This window comes from Streptomyces sp. NPDC002032 (assembly GCF_042890765.1).
GTDB lineage: Bacteria > Actinomycetota > Actinomycetes > Streptomycetales > Streptomycetaceae > Streptomyces.
The window spans coordinates 824,771-843,454 of record NZ_JBIASM010000002.1; the positions used below are offsets into that span (position 1 = coordinate 824,771).

General features: G+C 73.6%; 12 protein-coding genes. 10 read left to right on the top strand and 2 right to left on the bottom strand.

Annotation, left to right across the window (positions count from 1 at the left end):
* Positions 1 to 82 precede the first annotated feature (82 nt).
* Complete coding sequence (locus tag ACFYYT_RS07885; protein ID WP_351818357.1) at positions 83 to 1,897, top strand: glycoside hydrolase family 18 protein; 1,815 nt, start codon at positions 83 to 85, stop codon at positions 1,895 to 1,897.
* Here the strand turns inward: ACFYYT_RS07885 and ACFYYT_RS07890 are convergent.
* Entirely contained in the window at positions 1,882 to 2,451 is a 570-nt protein-coding gene (locus ACFYYT_RS07890) for a phosphatase PAP2 family protein (protein WP_351818360.1), read from the bottom strand. The genes ACFYYT_RS07885 and ACFYYT_RS07890 overlap by 16 nt on opposite strands.
* A 442-nt stretch (positions 2,452 to 2,893) precedes the next feature.
* Entirely contained in the window at positions 2,894 to 4,228 is a 1,335-nt protein-coding gene (gabT, locus tag ACFYYT_RS07895; protein WP_351818363.1) for a 4-aminobutyrate--2-oxoglutarate transaminase, read from the bottom strand.
* A gap of 242 nt (positions 4,229 to 4,470) precedes the next feature.
* Between gabT and ACFYYT_RS07900 the strand changes: the two genes are divergently transcribed.
* From ACFYYT_RS07900 to ACFYYT_RS07940, 9 genes are all read left to right on the top strand, one after another.
* A complete protein-coding gene (locus ACFYYT_RS07900) occupies positions 4,471 to 6,795 on the top strand; it encodes an ATP/GTP-binding protein (RefSeq protein WP_351818366.1) in 2,325 nt (774 codons plus the stop codon).
* 86 nt (positions 6,796 to 6,881) lie between these two features.
* Positions 6,882 to 8,462 (top strand): PucR family transcriptional regulator, encoded by a 1,581-nt coding sequence (locus tag ACFYYT_RS07905; RefSeq protein WP_351818369.1) that lies wholly within the window; start codon positions 6,882 to 6,884, stop codon positions 8,460 to 8,462.
* A gap of 197 nt (positions 8,463 to 8,659) precedes the next feature.
* Positions 8,660 to 10,105, top strand: coding sequence for an aldehyde dehydrogenase family protein (locus ACFYYT_RS07910; RefSeq protein ID WP_351818372.1), 1,446 nt, complete (start codon positions 8,660 to 8,662; stop codon positions 10,103 to 10,105).
* Positions 10,106 to 10,357: 252 nt separating this feature from the next.
* Positions 10,358 to 12,310: an acyl-CoA dehydrogenase family protein gene (locus tag ACFYYT_RS07915; protein ID WP_351818375.1), complete on the top strand. Its 1,953-nt coding sequence runs from the start codon at positions 10,358 to 10,360 to the stop codon at positions 12,308 to 12,310.
* A gap of 65 nt (positions 12,311 to 12,375) precedes the next feature.
* On the top strand, positions 12,376 to 13,692 hold the full coding sequence (locus tag ACFYYT_RS07920; protein ID WP_351818378.1) for a hypothetical protein: 1,317 nt from the start codon (positions 12,376 to 12,378) through the stop codon (positions 13,690 to 13,692).
* Positions 13,693 to 13,704: 12 nt separating this feature from the next.
* Positions 13,705 to 14,967, top strand: coding sequence for a 1-deoxy-D-xylulose-5-phosphate reductoisomerase (gene dxr, locus ACFYYT_RS07925; protein ID WP_351818381.1), 1,263 nt, complete (start codon positions 13,705 to 13,707; stop codon positions 14,965 to 14,967).
* Complete coding sequence (locus tag ACFYYT_RS07930; protein ID WP_351818384.1) at positions 14,964 to 16,265, top strand: site-2 protease family protein; 1,302 nt, start codon at positions 14,964 to 14,966, stop codon at positions 16,263 to 16,265. The genes dxr and ACFYYT_RS07930 overlap by 4 nt, the downstream gene beginning before the upstream one ends.
* Positions 16,266 to 16,440: 175 nt before the next feature.
* Complete coding sequence (gene ispG / locus ACFYYT_RS07935; RefSeq protein ID WP_351818388.1) at positions 16,441 to 17,598, top strand: flavodoxin-dependent (E)-4-hydroxy-3-methylbut-2-enyl-diphosphate synthase; 1,158 nt, start codon at positions 16,441 to 16,443, stop codon at positions 17,596 to 17,598.
* A 147-nt stretch (positions 17,599 to 17,745) separates the two neighbouring features.
* Positions 17,746 to 18,591: a GNAT family N-acetyltransferase gene (locus ACFYYT_RS07940; RefSeq protein ID WP_351818391.1), complete on the top strand. Its 846-nt coding sequence runs from the start codon at positions 17,746 to 17,748 to the stop codon at positions 18,589 to 18,591.
* The last annotated feature ends 93 nt before the right edge of the window (positions 18,592 to 18,684 follow it).

Sequence of the window (18,684 nt, forward strand, 5' to 3'; positions counted from 1 at the left end):
ACCATCTTGGGCGCCGCCGCCGCTCCCACGCCAGGGGGCGGCGCCGTCCCCCGCGCCATCCCCCCATGCCCCGGAGGCAGTTGTGCGCAAAGTGCTCCCCCTCCTCACGGCCGTCGCCCTGGCGGCGGCCGGACTCCTCACCGCGGGCCCACCCGCGGCGGCCGCGGACGCCGACCTCGTCCGCAACGGCGGCTTCGAAGCGGGCCTCGACGGCTGGAACTGCTCCGGCGGATCCGGAGCGGTCGTCGCCTCCCCGGTCCACGGCGGGAGCGCCGCCCTCAGGGCCACCCCGGCCGGCCAGGACAACGCCCGCTGCTCCCAGAACGTCACCGTCAAGCCCGACTCGGCGTACACCCTCACCGCCTGGGTGCAGGGCCCCTACGTCTACCTCGGCGCGAGCGGCACCGGCACCACCGACGTCTCCACCTGGACCCAGACCCCGGGTGCCTGGAAGCAGCTCACCACCACCTTCCGCACCGGCCCCGCCACCACCTCCGTGACGGTCTACACCCACGGCTGGTACGGCCAGGGCGCCCACCTCACCGACGACGTCACCCTGACCGGCCCCGACCCCGGCGGGAGCGGCCCCGGCCAGCCCCAGCCCCCGGCCGCCCCCACCGGCCTCACGGGCTCCGCCGCCTCCGCCTCCAGCGTGGCCCTGTCCTGGGCGGCGGCCACCGGGGCGACCTCGTACAAGGTCTACCGCGACGGCGCCGCCCCGGTGACCGCCACCACCACCTCGGCCACCGTCACCGGCCTGGCCGCCGCCACCCCGTACACCTTCCGGGTCGCCGCGGTGAACGCGGCGGGCGAATCCCCGCAGAGCCCGCCGGTCACCGTCACCACCGGCCCCGGCGGCGGCAACCCGGGCAATCCGGGCCTGCCCGCGCACGCCCTCGTCGGCTACCTGCACAGCAGCTTCGCCAACGGCTCCGGCTACGTCCGCATGGCCGACGTCCCCGCCTCCTGGGACGTCATCGACCTCGCCTTCGGCGAACCCACCTCGGTCACCTCCGGCGACATCCGCTTCCAGCTCTGCCCGGTCACCGAGTGCCCGAACGTGGAGACCCAGGCCGAGTTCAAGGCCGCCATCAAGGCCAAGCAGGCCGCGGGCAAGAAGGTCCTGATCTCCATCGGCGGCCAGAACGGCCAGGTCCAGCTCGCGACCACCGCCGCGCGCGACGCCTTCGTCTCCTCCGTCGGCAAGATCATCGACGAGTACGGGCTCAACGGCCTCGACATCGACTTCGAGGGCCACTCCCTCTCCCTCGCGACGGGCGACACCGACTTCCGCGCCCCGACCACCCCCGTGATCGTCAACCTGATCTCCGCCGTGAAGACCCTCAAGGCCAAGTACGGCCCGGACTTCGTCCTGACCATGGCCCCCGAGACCTTCTTCGTACAGCTCGGCTACCAGTACTACGGCTCCGGCCCCTGGGGCGGCCAGGACCCGCGCGCCGGCGCCTACCTCCCGGTCATCCACGCCCTGCGCGACGACCTCACCCTGCTGCACGTCCAGGACTACAACTCGGGCTCCATCATGGGCCTGGACAACCAGTACCACTCCATGGGCGGCGCCGACTTCCACATCGCCATGACCGACATGCTGCTCACCGGCTTCCCGGTCGCGGGCAACACCGCCCGGGTCTTCCCGCCGCTGCGCCCCGACCAGGTGGCGATCGGCCTCCCGGCCACCCCGAACGCGGGCAACGGCCACACCCCGCCCGCCGAGGTGAACAAGGCCCTGGACTGCCTGACGAAGAAGACGAACTGCGGCAACTACCAGACCCACGGCACCTGGCCCGCCCTGCGCGGCCTGATGACCTGGTCGATCAACTGGGACCGCTACGGCGGCGCCGAGTTCAGCCGCAACTTCGACGCCTACTTCGGCCGCTGACCGCTCACCCCTGGGCGGCGGCCGGGCCGGAGCGGGGCCCCGCTCCCGCCCGGCCGCTTCGGGACGGCCGCACGGACGGCGAGGAGCAGCGGGGTGCACAGCAGGAGGCTGGCCAGGACGTCCAGGGGCCAGTGGAAGCCGCGCAGGATCAGGCCCGTCGCGGTGAGGGCCGTCAGGAGGGCGGCCAGCGCCTGGGGCCAGGGGCGGCGGGTGTCGGGCGCGACGAGGAGCGCGGCGCAGGTGTAGGCCGTCAGGGCCGTGGCCGTGTGCCCCGAGGGGAAGTAGCCGGCGGCCCAGGGTTCCAGGGGGCCCGGGCGGGCGGTCCAGTCCTTGAGGGGGACGATCAGCGCCGGGACCAGCGCCATCGCCAGGCCGGCCACCAGGGCCGCCCGGCCCCGGCCGCGCCGGGCGGCGTAGGCCATGGCGAGGGCCAGGACGGGTACGGCGACCGGGATGTTGCCGAGGTCCGCGAGGCGCTCGGTGACGGAGTCCGGGACGGTGCGCACCAGGGCGCGGCTCAGCGCGTGGTCCGGGGTCAGCAGCGGCCCCGACACCAGGACCTGCCAGGTGACCAGGGCGAAGAGGATCGCGCACAGGCCGGCGCAGAGGGCTGCGTACGGGACGGCGCGGGGGGCCGCGAGCGCGGCGGGAGACGTGGCGGGAGATGTGGCCGGCCGTCCCGGAACAGGGGGGGTGGTTCCGGGACGGCCGGCCGGATCGGGTTGCCGTGCGCCCCGGGGGGTTTGGGGCGGACGGCCGTCCGATCTGAGAGGAGTGTGCGCGAACGCATGCCCAGTACGGCGCTGGGGAAGCCCGGTACCGGTATCGCTCCCGGTTTCCCGGGAGCGGTCTGTCTCACTCATCTGCAGAAACCGTACGCCAGCGAAAGGGGGACCGACAGCGGGAAAGCGCTCCCGCCATCGGCCCCCCACACCTTCTTCACAGTGCCCGACCGTTACCAACGGTAGGGACGGGCCAGTGTGTTCGGACGCTCGATCAGATGGCCGCGAAAGCGGCCTCGATGACGTCCAGGCCCTCGTTCAGGAGGTCCTCGCCGATGACGATCGGGGGGAGGAAGCGGAGCACGTTGCCGTAGGTGCCACAGGTGAGGACGAGGACGCCCTCGGCGTGGCAGGCCTTGGCGAGCGCGCCGGCCGCCTCCGGGAACGGGGTCTTGGAGACCGGGTCCTTGACGAGCTCGATCGCGATCATGGCGCCGCGGCCGCGGATGTCGCCGATGATGTCGTACTTCTCCTGCATGGCCGTCAGGCGGGTCTTCATGACGGACTCGATCTTCTTCGCCGCGGCGTTGAGGTCGAGCTCCTTCATGGTCTCGATGGAGCCGAGCGCACCGGCGCAGGCCACCGGGTTGCCGCCGTAGGTGCCGCCCAGACCGCCGCCGTGGACCGCGTCCATCATCTCGGCGCGGCCGGTCACCGCGGCGAGCGGCAGGCCGCCCGCGATGCCCTTGGCGGTGGTGATCAGGTCGGGGACGATGCCCTCGTCCTCGCACGCGAACCACTGGCCGGTGCGGCAGAAGCCGGACTGGATCTCGTCGGCGACGAAGACGATGCCGTTGTCGTTGGCGAACTTCACGAGCGCCGGGAGGAAGCCCTTGGCCGGCTCGATGAAGCCGCCCTCGCCGAGGACCGGCTCGATGATGATCGCGGCGACGTTCTCGGCACCGATCTGCTTGCTGATCTGGTCGATCGCCTGGGCGGCGGCCTCGGGGCCGCAGTTCTCGGCGCCGGTGGGCCAGCGGTAGCCGTAGGCGACCGGGACGCGGTAGACCTCGGGGGCGAACGGGCCGAAGCCCTGCTTGTACGGCATGTTCTTCGAGGTCAGCGCCATGGTGAGGTTCGTACGGCCGTGGTAGCCGTGGTCGAAGACGACGACGGCCTGGCGCTTGGTGTACGAACGGGCGATCTTGACGGCGTTCTCGACGGCCTCGGCGCCCGAGTTGAACAGGGCCGACTTCTTGGCGTGGTCGCCCGGGGTCAGCTCGGCGAGGGCCTCACAGACCTCGACGTAGCCCTCGTAGGGGGTGACCATGAAACAGGTGTGGGTGAAGTCGGCGAGCTGCGCGGAGGCGCGGCGCACGACGGCCTCGGCGGAGGCGCCGACGGAGGTCACGGCGATGCCGGAGCCGAAGTCGATGAGGCGGTTGCCGTCGACGTCCTCGATGATGCCGCCGCCCGCGCGGGCCGTGAAGACGGGCAGCACGGAGCCCACGCCGCCGGCGACCGTGTCGAGACGGCGGGCCTGCAGCTCCTGCGACTTGGGGCCGGGGATCGCGGTGACGATGCGGCGCTCCTGCGGGACAGCGGTCATAGGGGGCTCCTGGGGGTGTTTTCGGACGCACGTGTCTCTTTGTCCGCAGGCTAGGCCCGGGGGAGGGGGTAAGGCATGCGCCGATCGGGAGTGGTGTCCGCGTGTCCTTGTCCGCGGCGGCCATAGGAGGGGGGCGGGACGCGTCGTGCGGATCACGGCGGGGTACGGGCCCAAGGCGTGGGCCGGGCACTAGATTGAGCGCCGCGGTGCGCGCGCATGGCACGGGTAGGGGGCAGGGGTTCATGGACACCGAAGGCACGTACGACGGACGGACGGCGAGCGCCGGTCACGTCCCGCGCCCCGCGGGACCCTCTCGCGGACAGGTTCCGCCGAAGCCGGCGCACGCGCCGTCGGCCGGATCGCCGCTGGCGGTGTGGATCCGTACGCCGCGGCCGGCGGCGGATCCCGGCGTCTGGCGCTTCGGGCACGAGCCGCGGCGGGCGGACGCGGCGGAGGCGACGACCGACCGGTCGGTGCTGACCGGGGCGGTGATCTCGTTCCTGGCGTGCGTCCTCGTCTGGTCGCTCGTGTCGAACAACTACATCCCCTACTTCGACGTCCCCCTCAAGCTCTTCACACCGCGCGACTGGTGGCAGCTGGGCGGTGCCCCGGTCGACGGCCGGGGCACCGCCGCGCTGCAGGCGTACATGCTGCTGGTGACCGTCCTGCTGGTGATCTGGTTCAGCCGGCTCGGCTCCTGGCGCCTGGCCTTCGAACGGCTCGTCGCGGCCCGCGGGACGCGCGCCCGCATCGCCGGAGCGGCGGCGGGCGGCCTCTTCGTGGAGATGCTGATCTGGACGAACACCCTGACGGTGCTGGGCCTCGTCGGCGGCCATCTGCCCTACGAGGAGATGAGCGCGGGCACGGTCACCCTGGTCACCTACCTCGTGTACGCGGTCGTCTCGGCGCCCGTCGTCGTCTTCTTCGCCCGGCTGGCCCGCAAGGCGGCGCCCGGGCAGCGGCCCGCCGCGACCTCGCCCGCCCCCGCGTCCGGGGGGGATCCACGGGAGTGGGGGGAGCTGCGGGAGAGGGGGCTCGGGGAGGTGGCCGAGCGGCTGCGGGGGGAGGCCGAGGGCGGGCGGATGAACGATGTCGACTTCGTGCGGATCCGGCGGGCCTGGAGCGGGGTGCGGGCCGATCCGGCGCGGTTGCGGGCCTTCGGGGCGGCCGTCATGGCCGACGGCGGGGGTGCCTGTGTGCACCCCTCCGGGGACCGGGACCTGCCCGTGCGGGCCGCCCGGCACGATCTGCTCGCCCGGCAGGTGCTCCTCGGCACCGTCGAGGACCAGGAGCGCAACCCCTACGTCCGCCGCGGCACCTCCCTCGCCCTCGACCCCGACGTGCTCGGCACCTCCCTGCTGGCCGTCGGGCCCTCCGGGACCGGCAAGAGCGCCCGGCTGGTGCGGCCCGTCGTCGAGTCCCTCGCGCTGCAGGCGCTGGCCGGACAGGCCGCCGTCGTCGCCGTCGGCTCGGCGGGGGCGCAGCTCGGCCCCGACGCCGCCTACGACGTCGTCGTCCGCGTCGGCGACCCCGCCTCCGTGCACGACCTCGACCTCTACGGCGGCGCCGCCGACCCCGACGAGGCCGCCACCCTCCTCGCCGAGGCCTTCGTCGGAGACCTCCCCGGCCTCGACGTGCGCCGCGCCGCGACCGCCCTCGCGCAGCTCCTCGGCCCCTTCCGGGCCGCCCACGGCCGCTTCCCCGGCGTCCCCGAGCTGCGCGAGCTGCTCGACGGGCTGCCGGCCGCCCTCGACGCGCTGCGCCACGCGCTCGACGGCACCGGGCAGCAGGCCATGCTCCGCGAGCTCGACGCGCGGGTCCGCCAGTACGGGGCCCCCGGCGACCCCGGCCCGGCCCTCGCCGACCGGCTCGCCCTGCTGGACCGGCCCGCCTTCGCCGGGTTCTTCGACCCCACCGGCCAGGGCCGGCCCTTCTCCATGCGCGCCCTGGAGCACCCGGTGCGGGTCCGGATCGACCTCCCCGAACGCGGCCACGCCGAGGCCTCCCGGATGCTGGCCCGGCTGCTCCTCGCGCAGTTCAACGCCTGCGCCGCGGCCCGCAGCGACCGCTCGCTGTTCGCGTTCCTCGCCCTCGACGACGCCTCGCACACCCTGACCCCGGAGACCGTCCGGGGCGTGCAGCGGCTCCGCTCGGCGAACGCCGGGGTCCTGCTGACCCTGCGCGCGCTGGACGACGTACCGGAGGCCCTGCGCACGCCGCTGCTCGGCGCGGTCGGCTGCCGGATGGCCTTCTCCGGCGTCACCACCTGGGACGGGAAGCGGTTCGCCGAGGCCTGGGGCACCGAGTGGGTCGAGACCCGGGACGTCACGCACCGCACCGTCTTCGCCGACCAGCCGCTGACCCGCGCCATCCACGCCTTCCGCAAGCTGGTCACCGGCAAGGCCGTCACCACCGACGCGGTGACCGTGCGCCAGGTGGAGCGCGAGCGCTGGTCGGCCTCCGAGCTGGCGCACGCCGTACCGCCCGGGTGCGCGGTGCTGTCGCTGACCTCCGTCAAGGGGGAGCGGGCGGCCCCGCTGCTGGTCCGGCTGGCCGGATCCGGCTGAGCGGACCCGTACGGGGTGGCAGAATCGAGAGGGGCCGTTCATACGACACGGCGAAATCCCGATCGACCGAAGGCACCTGGTACCCGATGCCGCTCACCCTCGCCTCCCTCCTCCAGCACTCGACGCTCAAGCTCAGCGTCCGGGCCGGTGAGGGCCGCCTCGACACCCCCGTGCGCTGGGCCCACGTCAGCGAGCTCGCCGACCCGGTCCCCTACATGGAGGGCGGCGAGCTGCTGCTCGTCACCGCCATGAAGCTGGACGCCGAGGACCCCGAGGAGATGCGCCGCTACGTACGCCGCCTCGCGGCCGCCGGGGTCGTGGGGATCGGCTTCGCCGTCGGGGTGAACTACGACGAGGTGCCGCAGGCGCTGGTCGACGCCGCCCGCGAGGAGGACCTGCCGCTGCTGGAGGTGCCCCGGCGCACCCCGTTCCTCGCCATCAGCAAGGCCGTCTCGGCGGCGCTGGCCGCCGACCAGTACCGGGCCGTCACCGCCGGCTTCGAGGCGCAGCGGGAGCTGACCCGGGCCGCGCTCTCCGCCGACGGCCCCGCCGACCTGCTGGCGAAGCTGGCGGCGCACGTGCACGGCTGGGCCGCGCTCTACGACACCTCGGGCGCGGTCGTCGCCGCCGCCCCCGACTGGGCCGCGCGCCGGGCCGCCCGGCTGACCCCCGACGTGGAGCGGCTGCGGGAGAGGCCCGCGCCCGCGAGCGCGGTGGTCGGCGGCTCCGAGGACCGGGTCGAGCTGCAGTCGCTGGGCACCGGGCGCCGGGCCCGGGGTGCGCTGGCCGTCGGTACGGGGGCCCCGCTGGGCACCGCCGAGCGGTACGCGGTGCACTCCGCCGTGGCCCTGCTCACCCTCACCACCGAGCGCTCCCGGTCGCTGCACGAGGCGGAGTCCCGGCTCGGCGCCGCCGTGCTGCGGATGCTGCTGGAGGGTCAGCCCGAGCACGCCCGGGCGGTGGCCGGGGACCTGTACGGGGCCCTGCTGGAGGCGCCGTTCCGGATCATCGCCGCCGAGCCGGCCCTGCCGGGGACGGCCCAGCCGCAGGGGCTGGCCCTGCTGGCCGACGCGGTGGAGTCGGCGGCCGCGCGGACCGGGGAGACGCTGCTGGTGGTGCCCGAGGAGGGCCGGCTGGTGGTGCTCGCCGCCGACGGGGGCTCGGCGGTGCAGGCGTGCGCCGACCACGCGGAGGCGCTGGAGTCGCGGCGCGGCCGTGACGCGACGGGCCCCGAGCCGGACGAACTGGTGGTCGGCCTGTCGGCGCCGGCCGGGCCGGCGGTGGTGGCGGCCGCCCTCAAACAGGCCGACCAGGCCCTCGCGGTGGCCCGGCGCAGGGGGCGGCCCCTGGTCGAGCACGAGGACCTCGCGGCGGGCTCCGTGCTGCCGCTGCTGGCCGACGACGCGGTACGGGCCTTCGCGGACGGCACCCTCCGGGCGCTGCGGGAGCACGACGCGACCGGACGGGGTGACCTGGTGGCCTCCCTCCAGGCGTGGCTCTCCCGCCACGGCCAGTGGGACGCGGCGGCGGCCGACCTGGGGGTGCACCGGCACACCCTGCGCTACCGGATGAAGCGGGTCGAGGAGATCCTCGGCCGCTCCCTGGACGACCCGGACGTGCGCATGGAGCTGTGGCTGGCCCTGAAGGCGTCCTCCGCGACCCCGTAGCCCCCGTGGCGCCCCCCGGACCCCGCGGGGGGCTACCGGGCGCACCCTCCGCACGGCCGGTCCGGCCCGCGACAGTGACAAAGCGGCGCAGGGCGGGCGGGCGGTGCTCCACGCCGGATAAACACCGAAACCCCGGCTGAGTCCTACGGTGGTGGGGACAAGGACCCACCGCACACATTCGAAGGGCCGGGATTCGCATGACTTCCACCCACGCCTTCTGGCTCGCCGGCCGCCTGGCCACCGGCGAGGACAGCTTCGACGTCCACAACCCGTGGGACGGCCGCCTGGTCGCCGCCGTCAGCGTGCCGACCGACGCCCAGGTCGAAGAGGCCGTGGCCGCGGCGCACGCCGTGACGGCGGAGTTCGCCGCGACGCCCGCCTACGTACGGGCCGCCGCGCTGGACCACGTGTCCAAGCGGCTCGCCGAGCGCACCGAAGAGATCGCCCAGCTGATCTCCGCCGAGAACGGCAAGCCCGTCAAGTGGGCCCGCGGTGAGGTCGGCCGTGCGGTGTCCGTGTTCCGCTTCGCCGCCGAAGAGGCCCGCCGCTTCAACGGCGGAGAGGCCCAGCGGCTGGACACCGACGCCGGTGGCGTCGGCCGTCTGGCCCTGACCCGCCGCTTCGTCAAGGGTCCCGTGCTCGGCATCGCGCCGTTCAACTTCCCGCTGAACCTGTGCGCCCACAAGGTGGCCCCGGCCATCGCCGTCGGCGCGCCGATCATCCTGAAGCCCGCCCCGGCCACCCCGCTCTCCGGTCTGATCCTGGGTGAGATCCTCGCCGAGACCGACCTGCCGGCCGGTTCCTGGTCGGTCCTGCCGGTCGCCAACGAGAAGATGCCGGCCCTGGTCAAGGACGAGCGCCTGCCCGTCATCTCCTTCACCGGCTCCGACACCGTCGGCTACGCCATCCAGCAGTCGGTGCCCCACAAGCACTGCACGCTGGAGCTCGGCGGCAACGCCGCGGCCGTGGTCCTCGCCGACTGGTCCTCCGAGGCCGACCTCGACTGGGCCGCGACCCGTATCGCGACCTTCTCGAACTACCAGGCCGGCCAGTCCTGCATCTCCGTGCAGCGCGTGATCGCCGACGCCTCCGTCTACGACCGTCTCGCCGAGAAGGTCGTCGCGAAGGTGCGGGCGCAGGTCACCGGCGACCCGGCGGACGACGCCACCGACGTCGGCCCGCTCGTCTCCGAGGACGCCGCCAAGCGCGTCGAGGCCTGGGTCGAGGAGGCCGTCTCGGCCGGCGCGAAGCTGCTCACGGGCGGCAAGCGCGAGGGCGCCACCGTCGAGCCGACCGTCCTCGCGGACGTCCCGGCCGGCGTGAAGCTCGCCACCGAAGAGGTCTTCGGCCCGGTCCTGACCCTGCTGCGCGTCGAGGACACCGACGAGGCCTTCGCCGCCGTCAACGAGTCGAAGTTCGGCCTGCAGACCGGCGTCTTCACCCGCGACGTCCAGGTGGCCTTCCGCGCCCACCGCGAGCTGGAGGTGGGCGGCGTGATCATCGGCGACGCCCCGTCCTACCGCGCCGACCAGATGCCGTACGGCGGCGTCAAGCAGTCCGGCGTGGGCCGCGAGGGCGTCCGCTACGCGATGGACGACTACACCTACGAGCGCGTCCTGGTCCTCACGGGCCTCGACCTCTGACCTGCTCGTACGGTCACCAGACCGACGGCCGGAGCCTACTGTGCGGGGGCTCCGGCCGTCCCCCTTTTCCCGGGCTCTGCCGGGGGCTTCGCCCGGCCGCTCCGGCAGGGCTTCGCCGGGCGCCGCGCCCCGGCGACCGCGAAGGCGCCCGCGAAGGCACCCGACCGGACCTTTTCCCGCGCCCCCGAAACGGGTACGACTCCGGAGTAGCACCGACCGGCAGTCCCCCGATGCGGTGAGGTGAGCCCCCGGATGTCAGCGACGCAGCCCGTACAGCCCGTACAGCCCAAGGTGACCGAGCGCGAGGCACGGCAGGTCGCCGAGGCGGCCCGGGAACAGGACTGGCGCAAGCCCAGCTTCGCCAAGGAGCTCTTCCTCGGGCGTTTCCGGCTCGACCTGATCCACCCCCACCCGCTCCCCGCCGACGAGGACGTCCGGCGCGGGGAGGCCTTCCTGGCCCGGCTGCGGGTCTTCTGCGAGAACGAGATCGACGGTCCCCGCATCGAACGCGAGGCGCGGATCCCCGACGAGACGGTGCGCGGGCTCAAGGAGCTCGGCGCCCTCGGCATGAAGATCGGCACCGAGTACGGGGGCCTGGGCCTGACCCAGGTCTACTACAACAAGGCCCTCGCGCTGGTCGGCTCGGTCAGCCCCGCCATCGGCGCGCTGCTCTCCGCCCACCAGTCCATCGGCGTCCCGCAGCCCCTGAAGATGTTCGGCACGAAGGAACAGAAGGACGCCTACCTGCCGCGCTGCGCCACCTCCGCGATCAGCGCCTTCCTGCTCACCGAGCCCGACGTCGGCTCCGACCCGGCCCGGCTGGCCACCACCGCCGTCCCCGACGGCGAGGACGCGTACGTGCTCGACGGGGTCAAGCTGTGGACCACGAACGGGGTCGTCGCCGACCTCCTCGTGGTCATGGCCCGGGTCCCGAAGAGCGAGGGCCACCGCGGCGGGATCACCGCCTTCGTCGTCGAGGCCGACTCGCCGGGCATCACCGTCGAGCACCGCAACGCCTTCATGGGCCTGCGCGGCCTGGAGAACGGCCTCACCCGCTTCCACCGGGTCCGGGTGCCCGCCGCGCAGCGGATCGGCGCCGAGGGAGCCGGCCTCAAGATCGCGCTGACCACCCTCAACACCGGACGGCTGTCGCTGCCCGCCATGTGCGTCGGCGCCGGCAAGTGGTGCCTGAAGATCGCCCGCGAGTGGAGCGGCGTACGCGAGCAGTGGGGGCGGCCGGTCGCCCGGCACGAGGCCGTCGGCGCCAAGATCTCCTTCATCGCGGCCACCACCTTCGCCCTCGAAGCGGTCGTCGACCTGGCCTCCCAGATGGCCGACGAGGACCGCAACGACATCCGCATCGAGGCCGCCCTCGCCAAGCTCTACGGCTCCGAGATGGCCTGGCTGATGGCCGACGAGCTGGTCCAGATCCGCGGCGGCCGCGGCTTCGAGACCGCCGAATCGCTGGCCGCGCGCGGCGAGCGGGCCGTGCCCGCCGAGCAGATGCTCCGCGACCTGCGCATCAACCGGATCTTCGAGGGCTCGACGGAGATCATGCACCTGCTGATCGCCCGCGAGGCCGTCGACGCCCACCTCTCCGTCGCCGGGGACCTCATCGACCCCGACAAGGCGCTGGCCGAGAAGGCGAAGGCGGGCGCCCGCGCCACCGGCTTCTACGCCCGCTGGCTGCCCAAGCTCGCCACCGGCCCCGGCCAGGTCCCCGGCACCTACCGCGAATTCCACCCCGGCGGCCACCCCGACCTCGCCACCCACCTGCGCTACGTCGAGCGCGGCGCCCGCCGGCTCGCCCGCTCCACCTTCCTCGCGATGGCCCGCTGGCAGGGCCGCATGGAGACCAAACAGGGCTTCCTCGGCCGGATCGTCGATATCGGCGCCGAGCTCTTCGCCATGAGCGCGGCCTGCGTCCGCGCCGAGCACCTGCGCGCCACCGGGGAACACGGCCGCGAGGCCTACCAGCTCGCCGACGCCTTCTGCCGCCAGTCCCGGCTTCGCGTCGAGGAGCTCTTCGGCCGCCTGTGGTCCAACACCGACGACCTCGACCGCAAGGTCGTCGAAGGGGTCCTCGGCGGCACCTACACGTGGCTGGAGGAGGGGGTCCTCGACCCCTCGGGCGACGGCCCGTGGATCGCGGACGCCGCCCCCGGCCCCTCCACGCACGAAAACGTGCACCGTCCGCTGCGCTGACCTGCGATCATCGCCGCACAGGGGAAGCGGAAGCGGACAGGCGTACGAGCGGTACGGAGCACGGCATGGACGAGGACAGGGACAGCCGACGGCGGGCCTGGTGCGTGGCGCTGGTCCTGCGCCACGCACCCCAGCACATCGCCGCGGACCTGCTCCGGCGTCTCGACCCGGCCACCCGTGACCACCTCTGCCGCGACGAACGCCTGCCCGCCTGCGCCGTCACCCTCCTCGTGCGCGACGGGACCGACCGCGACCGGCACTTCGTCGCCCGCAACCCCTACGTACGCGGCCGCCCGCTGCCCGGACTGCCCGGCCCCGCCCGCTACGCGGCCCGCCGCACCCCGGACGCGCTCCTGCCCCTGCTGCGCGCCCGGCTCGGCCGCGACCCGGCCGACGCCCCCCTGAGCACGCGGGAGCTCATCGCCCTGCTCCGCGCCCACGGCACGCACCGCCCCCGGGTGCCGCTCGACATCCTCGCGCTCGCCGCCGCCCCCGACCCGGAGGAACTGGCCGCCGCACACCTGCGCCGGCCGCTGCCGCCCGGCGCGGTGGAGGCCCTGCTGATGCGCGGCGAGCTGCCCCGGGAGACCGTGCGCGCCCTGCTGGAGACCGCCGGCACCGACGCGTACGGGAGGAACTGGCACCGGCCGGCCGTCCGCGCCGTCCGGATGGGCCTGCTCACCCCGGCCGAGCTGGCCGGCTGCCTCGCCCCCGCGCACCGGACCCTGCTGCTGTGCCGCCCCACCGGGATCCGCGGCCTGCGCTGGAACCTGTCCGAAGAGGCCGAGCTGCGCGCCGCGGCCGCCCGGGAACTGGCCCCGCTGGGGGACGACCCGCGGCTGTGGGCCGAACTGCTGCGGCAGGCCCCGGCCTTCCCCGGCACGCTGGGCGCCCTCGCGGCCGGCGTCGCGCACGGCGCCCTGCCCGCGCCGCCGCCGGGGCCGCCGGTGCCCGGCCTCGCCGAGGCGGTCCGCGCCATGGCCCCCGCCCCGGTCGAACCGGTCGGGGACGTGGAGCGCGAGCTGGCCCTGGCCAGCCTCGCCGTGCCCATGGAGACCGTCGAGGAGGACATCCGCTGGGTCCGCGACTGCCTGGACCGCGGGCTCCTCACCGGCACCGACGTCATCCGGCACAAGCTGCCCGCCTGCTGGGCCCTGGACGAGGACCACTGGCTCGGAGACGTCGACCACCCCGACCGCTACGACCGCCCCGAGGCCGTGCTCGCCGCGCGCGCCGAGGCCGGCCGGCTGTTCGCGCTGGCCCTGGGGCAGGACGCGCAGGCCTGGTGGCGGGTGGCCCGGACCCTGCCCGACTTCGCCGGAACGCTCCCGCACCTGCTGCTGCGCGTCACGGACGGGGACTCCGTGTCCAAGCGGCCCTGAGTTGCGGCAACAATGGGGGGCATGAGCGACAGTCCAGCCCCCCTCGCCGACCCGCACCTCGTCTTCGATGCCGCGGCCGGCCGCCGGGACATCGTCATCCTCGGGTCGACCGGGTCCATCGGCACCCAGGCGATCGACCTCGCCCTGCGCAACCCCGACCGCTTCCGGGTCACCGCGCTGTCCGCCGCCGGCGGCCGCGTCGCCCTGCTGGCCGAGCAGGCACGGCTGCTGCGCGTCAAGACGGTGGCGGTCGCCCGCGAGGACGTCGTACCGGCCCTCAAGGAGGCGCTCGGCGCCGAGTACGGGCCCGCCGAGCCGCTGCCCGAGATCCTGGCCGGGCCCGACGCCGCGTCGGAACTCGCCGCCTCCGAGTGCCACACCGTCCTCAACGGCATCACCGGCTCCATCGGCCTCGCGCCCACCCTCGCCGCGCTGCGCGCCGGCCGGACCCTGGCCCTGGCCAACAAGGAGTCGCTGATCGTCGGCGGCCCGCTGGTCAAGGCCCTCGCGAAGCCCGGCCAGATCGTCCCCGTGGACTCCGAGCACGCGGCCCTCTTCCAGGCCCTCGCCGCCGGCACCCGGGCCGACGTGCGCAAGCTCGTGGTGACCGCCTCCGGCGGGCCCTTCCGCGGCCGCACCCGCGCCGAGCTGGCCTCCGTGACGGTCCAGGACGCCCTCGCGCACCCCACCTGGGCCATGGGCCCGGTGATCACGGTGAACTCGTCGACCCTGGTGAACAAGGGACTGGAGGTCATCGAGGCGCACCTGCTCTACGACATCCCCTTCGACCGCATCGAGGTCGTCGTCCACCCGCAGTCCTACGTGCACTCCATGGTCGAGTTCACCGACGGCTCCACCCTCGCCCAGGCCACTCCGCCGGACATGGGCGGCCCCATCGCGATCGGTCTGGGCTGGCCCCAGCGGGTCCCGGACGCGGCCCCCGCCTTCGACTGGAGCAAGGCCTCGACCTGGGAGTTCTTCCCGCTGGACACCGAGGCCTTCCCCTCGGTCGGCCTGGCCCGGCACGTCGGCACCCTGGGCGGTACGGCGCCCGCCGTCTTCAATGCGGCGAACGAGGAGTGCGTGGAGGCCTTCCTGGCCGGTCGGCTGCCGTTCACAGCAATCATGGATACCGTCTCTGCCGTGGTCGACGAGCACGGGACGCCGGAATCGGGAACTTCCCTGACGGTGGCGGACGTCCTCGAAGCGGAGACCTGGGCCAGGGCCCGGGCACGGGAGATGGCGGCGCGGGCCGCCGTGGAGGCGGGCGCATGACGCTGGTGCTGAACCTGATCGGTGTGCTCGTCTTCGTGGGCGGGCTGCTCTTCTCCATCGCCTGGCACGAGCTCGGCCACCTCTCCACGGCCAAGCTCTTCGGCATCCGCGTGCCCCAGTACATGGTCGGCTTCGGCAAGACCATCTGGTCGCGCAAGAAGGGCGACACGGAGTACGGGCTCAAGATCATCCCCATGGGCGGCTACATCCGCATGATCGGGATGTTCCCGCCCGGCGAGGACGGCAAGGTCACGGCGCGCTCCACCTCGCCGTTCCGCTCCATGATCGAGGACGCCCGCTCGGCGGCGTACGAGGAGCTCCAGCCGGGGGACGAGACGCGGCTGTTCTACACGCGCAAGCCGTGGAAGCGCGTGATCGTGATGTTCGCGGGCCCCTTCATGAACCTGGTGCTCGCCCTGGCGCTCTTCTTCGGCGTCTGGATGACCTTCGGGATCAACCGCACGACCACCCAGATCTCCGGCGTCTCGCCCTGCGTCATCCAGCAGAGCGAGAACCGCGAGGTCTGCAAGAGCACCGACCCGGTGGCCCCGGCCAAGAAGGCCGGCCTGCGGGCCGACGACAGGATCGTCGCCTTCGACGGGCGCCCCGTCACCGACTGGGCCGCCCTCCAGAAGAAGATCCGCGACACCATCGGACCCGCCACCCTCACCGTCGTGCGCGACGGCCAGCGGGTCACCGTCCCCGTGAACCTCATCGAGAACCGGGTCGCCAAGACCGACGGGCACGGCGGCTACGTCAAGGGCGAGTACGTGACGGCGGGCTGGCTCGGCTTCAGCCCGAAGACCGAGATCGCGGCCCTGTCCTTCGGCGAGTCCGTGGACCACATGGGCGAGATCGTCGACGGCAGCATCCAGGGCCTGGTCAAGCTCCCCGCCAAGATCCCCGCCCTGTGGAACGCGGCCTTCGACGGAGCCGAGCGCGAGCCCGACTCCCCGATGGGCATCGTCGGCGCGGCCCGCATGAGCGGCGACATCGCCGCCCTCGACCTGCCCGGCGAGCAGAAGTTCTCGATCCTGCTCAACGTGCTCGGCATGTTCAACCTGTCCCTGTTCCTGTTCAACATGCTGCCCCTGCTCCCGCTGGACGGCGGACACGTCGCGGGCGCCCTGTGGGAGTCCGTGCGCCGCGGCGTCGCGAAGCTCTTCCGGCGCGCCGACCCCGGCCCGTTCGACGTGGCGAGGCTGATGCCCGCCGCGTACGTGGTCGCCGGAGTCTTCGTCTGCTTCACGCTGCTGGTGCTCGTGGCGGACGTGGTGAACCCGATCAAGATCACCTAGCCGCCGCGCCGGGTACAGGACGGACACGGGAGCCGGGCACACATCGTGCCCGGCTCCCTACGTTCGGGTGGCGCACCCCCTCGGATGCGGGGGGAGCGTGCTGATTGGCGTAATCTCGAAGACTGGAGCCCGCCGATCTCGGGACCTCGATCCACACCTTGGGGTAGCACAGCAGATGACTGCCATCTCTCTCGGAATTCCGTCCGTACCCACGAAGCTTGCCGACCGCAGGGTCAGCCGCAAGATCCAGGTCGGTTCCGTGGCCGTCGGTGGTGACGCACAGATCTCGGTGCAGTCGATGACCACCACCCGCACCTCCGACATCGGCGCCACGCTCCAGCAGATCGCCGAGCTGACCGCCGCCGGCTGCAACATCGTCCGCGTCGCCTGCCCGACCCAGGACGACGCCGACGCGCTGGCCGTCATCGCGAAGAAGTCGCAGATCCCGGTCATCGCCGACATCCACTTCCAGCCGAAGTATGTGTTCGCCGCGATCGAGGCCGGCTGCGCCGCCGTCCGCGTGAACCCCGGCAACATCAAGCAGTTCGACGACAAGGTCAAGGAGATCGCGCGGGCCGCCAAGGACACCGGCACCCCGATCCGCATCGGCGTCAACGCCGGCTCCCTCGACGCGCGCCTGCTCAAGAAGTACGGCAAGGCCACCCCCGAGGCGCTGGTCGAGTCCGCGCTGTGGGAGGCCTCCCTCTTCGAGGAGCACGGCTTCGGGGACATCAAGATCTCCGTCAAGCACAACGACCCCGTCGTCATGGTCAACGCCTACCGCCAGCTCGCGGCCGCCTGCGACTACCCGCTGCACCTCGGCGTGACCGAGGCCGGCCCCGCCTTCCAGGGCACCATCAAGTCCGCCGTGGCCTTCGGCGCGCTGCTCTCCGAGGGCATCGGCGACACCATCCGCGTCTCCCTGTCCGCGCCGCCGGTCGAGGAGGTCAAGGTCGGCAACCAGATCCTGGAGTCGCTGAACCTCAAGCCCCGCCGCCTGGAGATCGTCTCCTGCCCCTCCTGCGGCCGTGCCCAGGTCGACGTCTACAAGCTGGCCGAGGAGGTCACGGCGGGCCTGGAGGGCATGGAGGTCCCGCTGCGCGTCGCGGTCATGGGCTGCGTCGTCAACGGCCCCGGCGAGGCCCGTGAGGCCGACCTCGGCGTCGCCTCCGGCAACGGCAAGGGCCAGATCTTCGTGAAGGGCGAGGTCATCAAGACCGTCCCCGAGTCGAAGATCGTCGAGACCCTCATCGAAGAGGCGCTGAAGATCGCCGAGCAGATGGAGCGGGACGGCGTCGCCTCCGGCGAGCCCACCGTCGCCATCGGGGTCTGACCGACCCGGATCCGGCCACCGGCCCCGGCCCCGTTCCCGCAGTTCGGGGGGCGGGGCCGGAGCCTTTTCGTGACCCGTGGGGCAGGGCATCCCCAGGCGACGCCGGGTACAGTGCGGAGATCAGCAGACTTGCATGGTGAGGCCCCAGTGTTGACGCAGACCACCACCCGGGTCCTTGAGCCCAGTGATCTCGACGCCGCGCTCGACATCCTCGGACGCGAGCCGGTCGAGAACGCCTTCGTCACCTCCCGGGTCCAGGTCGCCGGGCTCGACCCGTGGCGCCTGGGCGGGGAGATGTGGGGCTGGTACGCCGACGGCGAGCTCCGTTCCCTCTGCTACGCGGGCGCCAACCTTGTCCCCGTCTGCGCCGGACCCGACGCCGTCCGCGCCTTCGCCGACCGGGCCCGCCGCACCGGCCGCCGCTGCTCCTCCATCGTCGGCCCCGCCGAGGCCACCCGGCTGCTGTGGAAGCTCCTGGAACCCAGCTGGGGCCCGGCCCGCGACGTCCGCGCCCACCAGCCGCTCATGGTCACCGAGCAGCCCTGCGCCGACATCGGGGCCGACCCGCTGGTCCGCCGCGTCCGCAAGGACGAGATGGACCAGATCATGCCCGCCTGCGTGGCCATGTTCACCGAGGAGGTCGGCATCTCCCCGCTGGCCGCCGACGGCGGCCTGCTCTACCAGGCCCGCGTCGCCGAGCTCGTCGGCACCGGCCGCTCCTTCGCCCGCATCGAGAACGGCAAGGTCGTCTTCAAGGCCGAGATCGGCGCCGCCACCCCGCGCGCCTGCCAGATCCAGGGCGTGTGGGTGGCCCCCGAGTTCCGTGGCCGCGGGTACTCCGAGAGCGGTATGGCCGCCGTCGTCGCGTACGCCCTGCGGGACGTGGCGCCCATCGTCAGCCTCTACGTCAACGACTTCAACACCGCCGCCCGCGCCGCCTACCGGCGGGTCGGCTTCCGTGAGGTCGGCGCCTTCATGAGCGTGCTGTTCTGACGGCCCGCCCCCCGGCCCGCGCCACCGGCCGCCCTCCCGCCCGCCCCACAGCCCGCCCCACCGCCCCCACCGCCGCCCCGCTTTCCCCGCCCG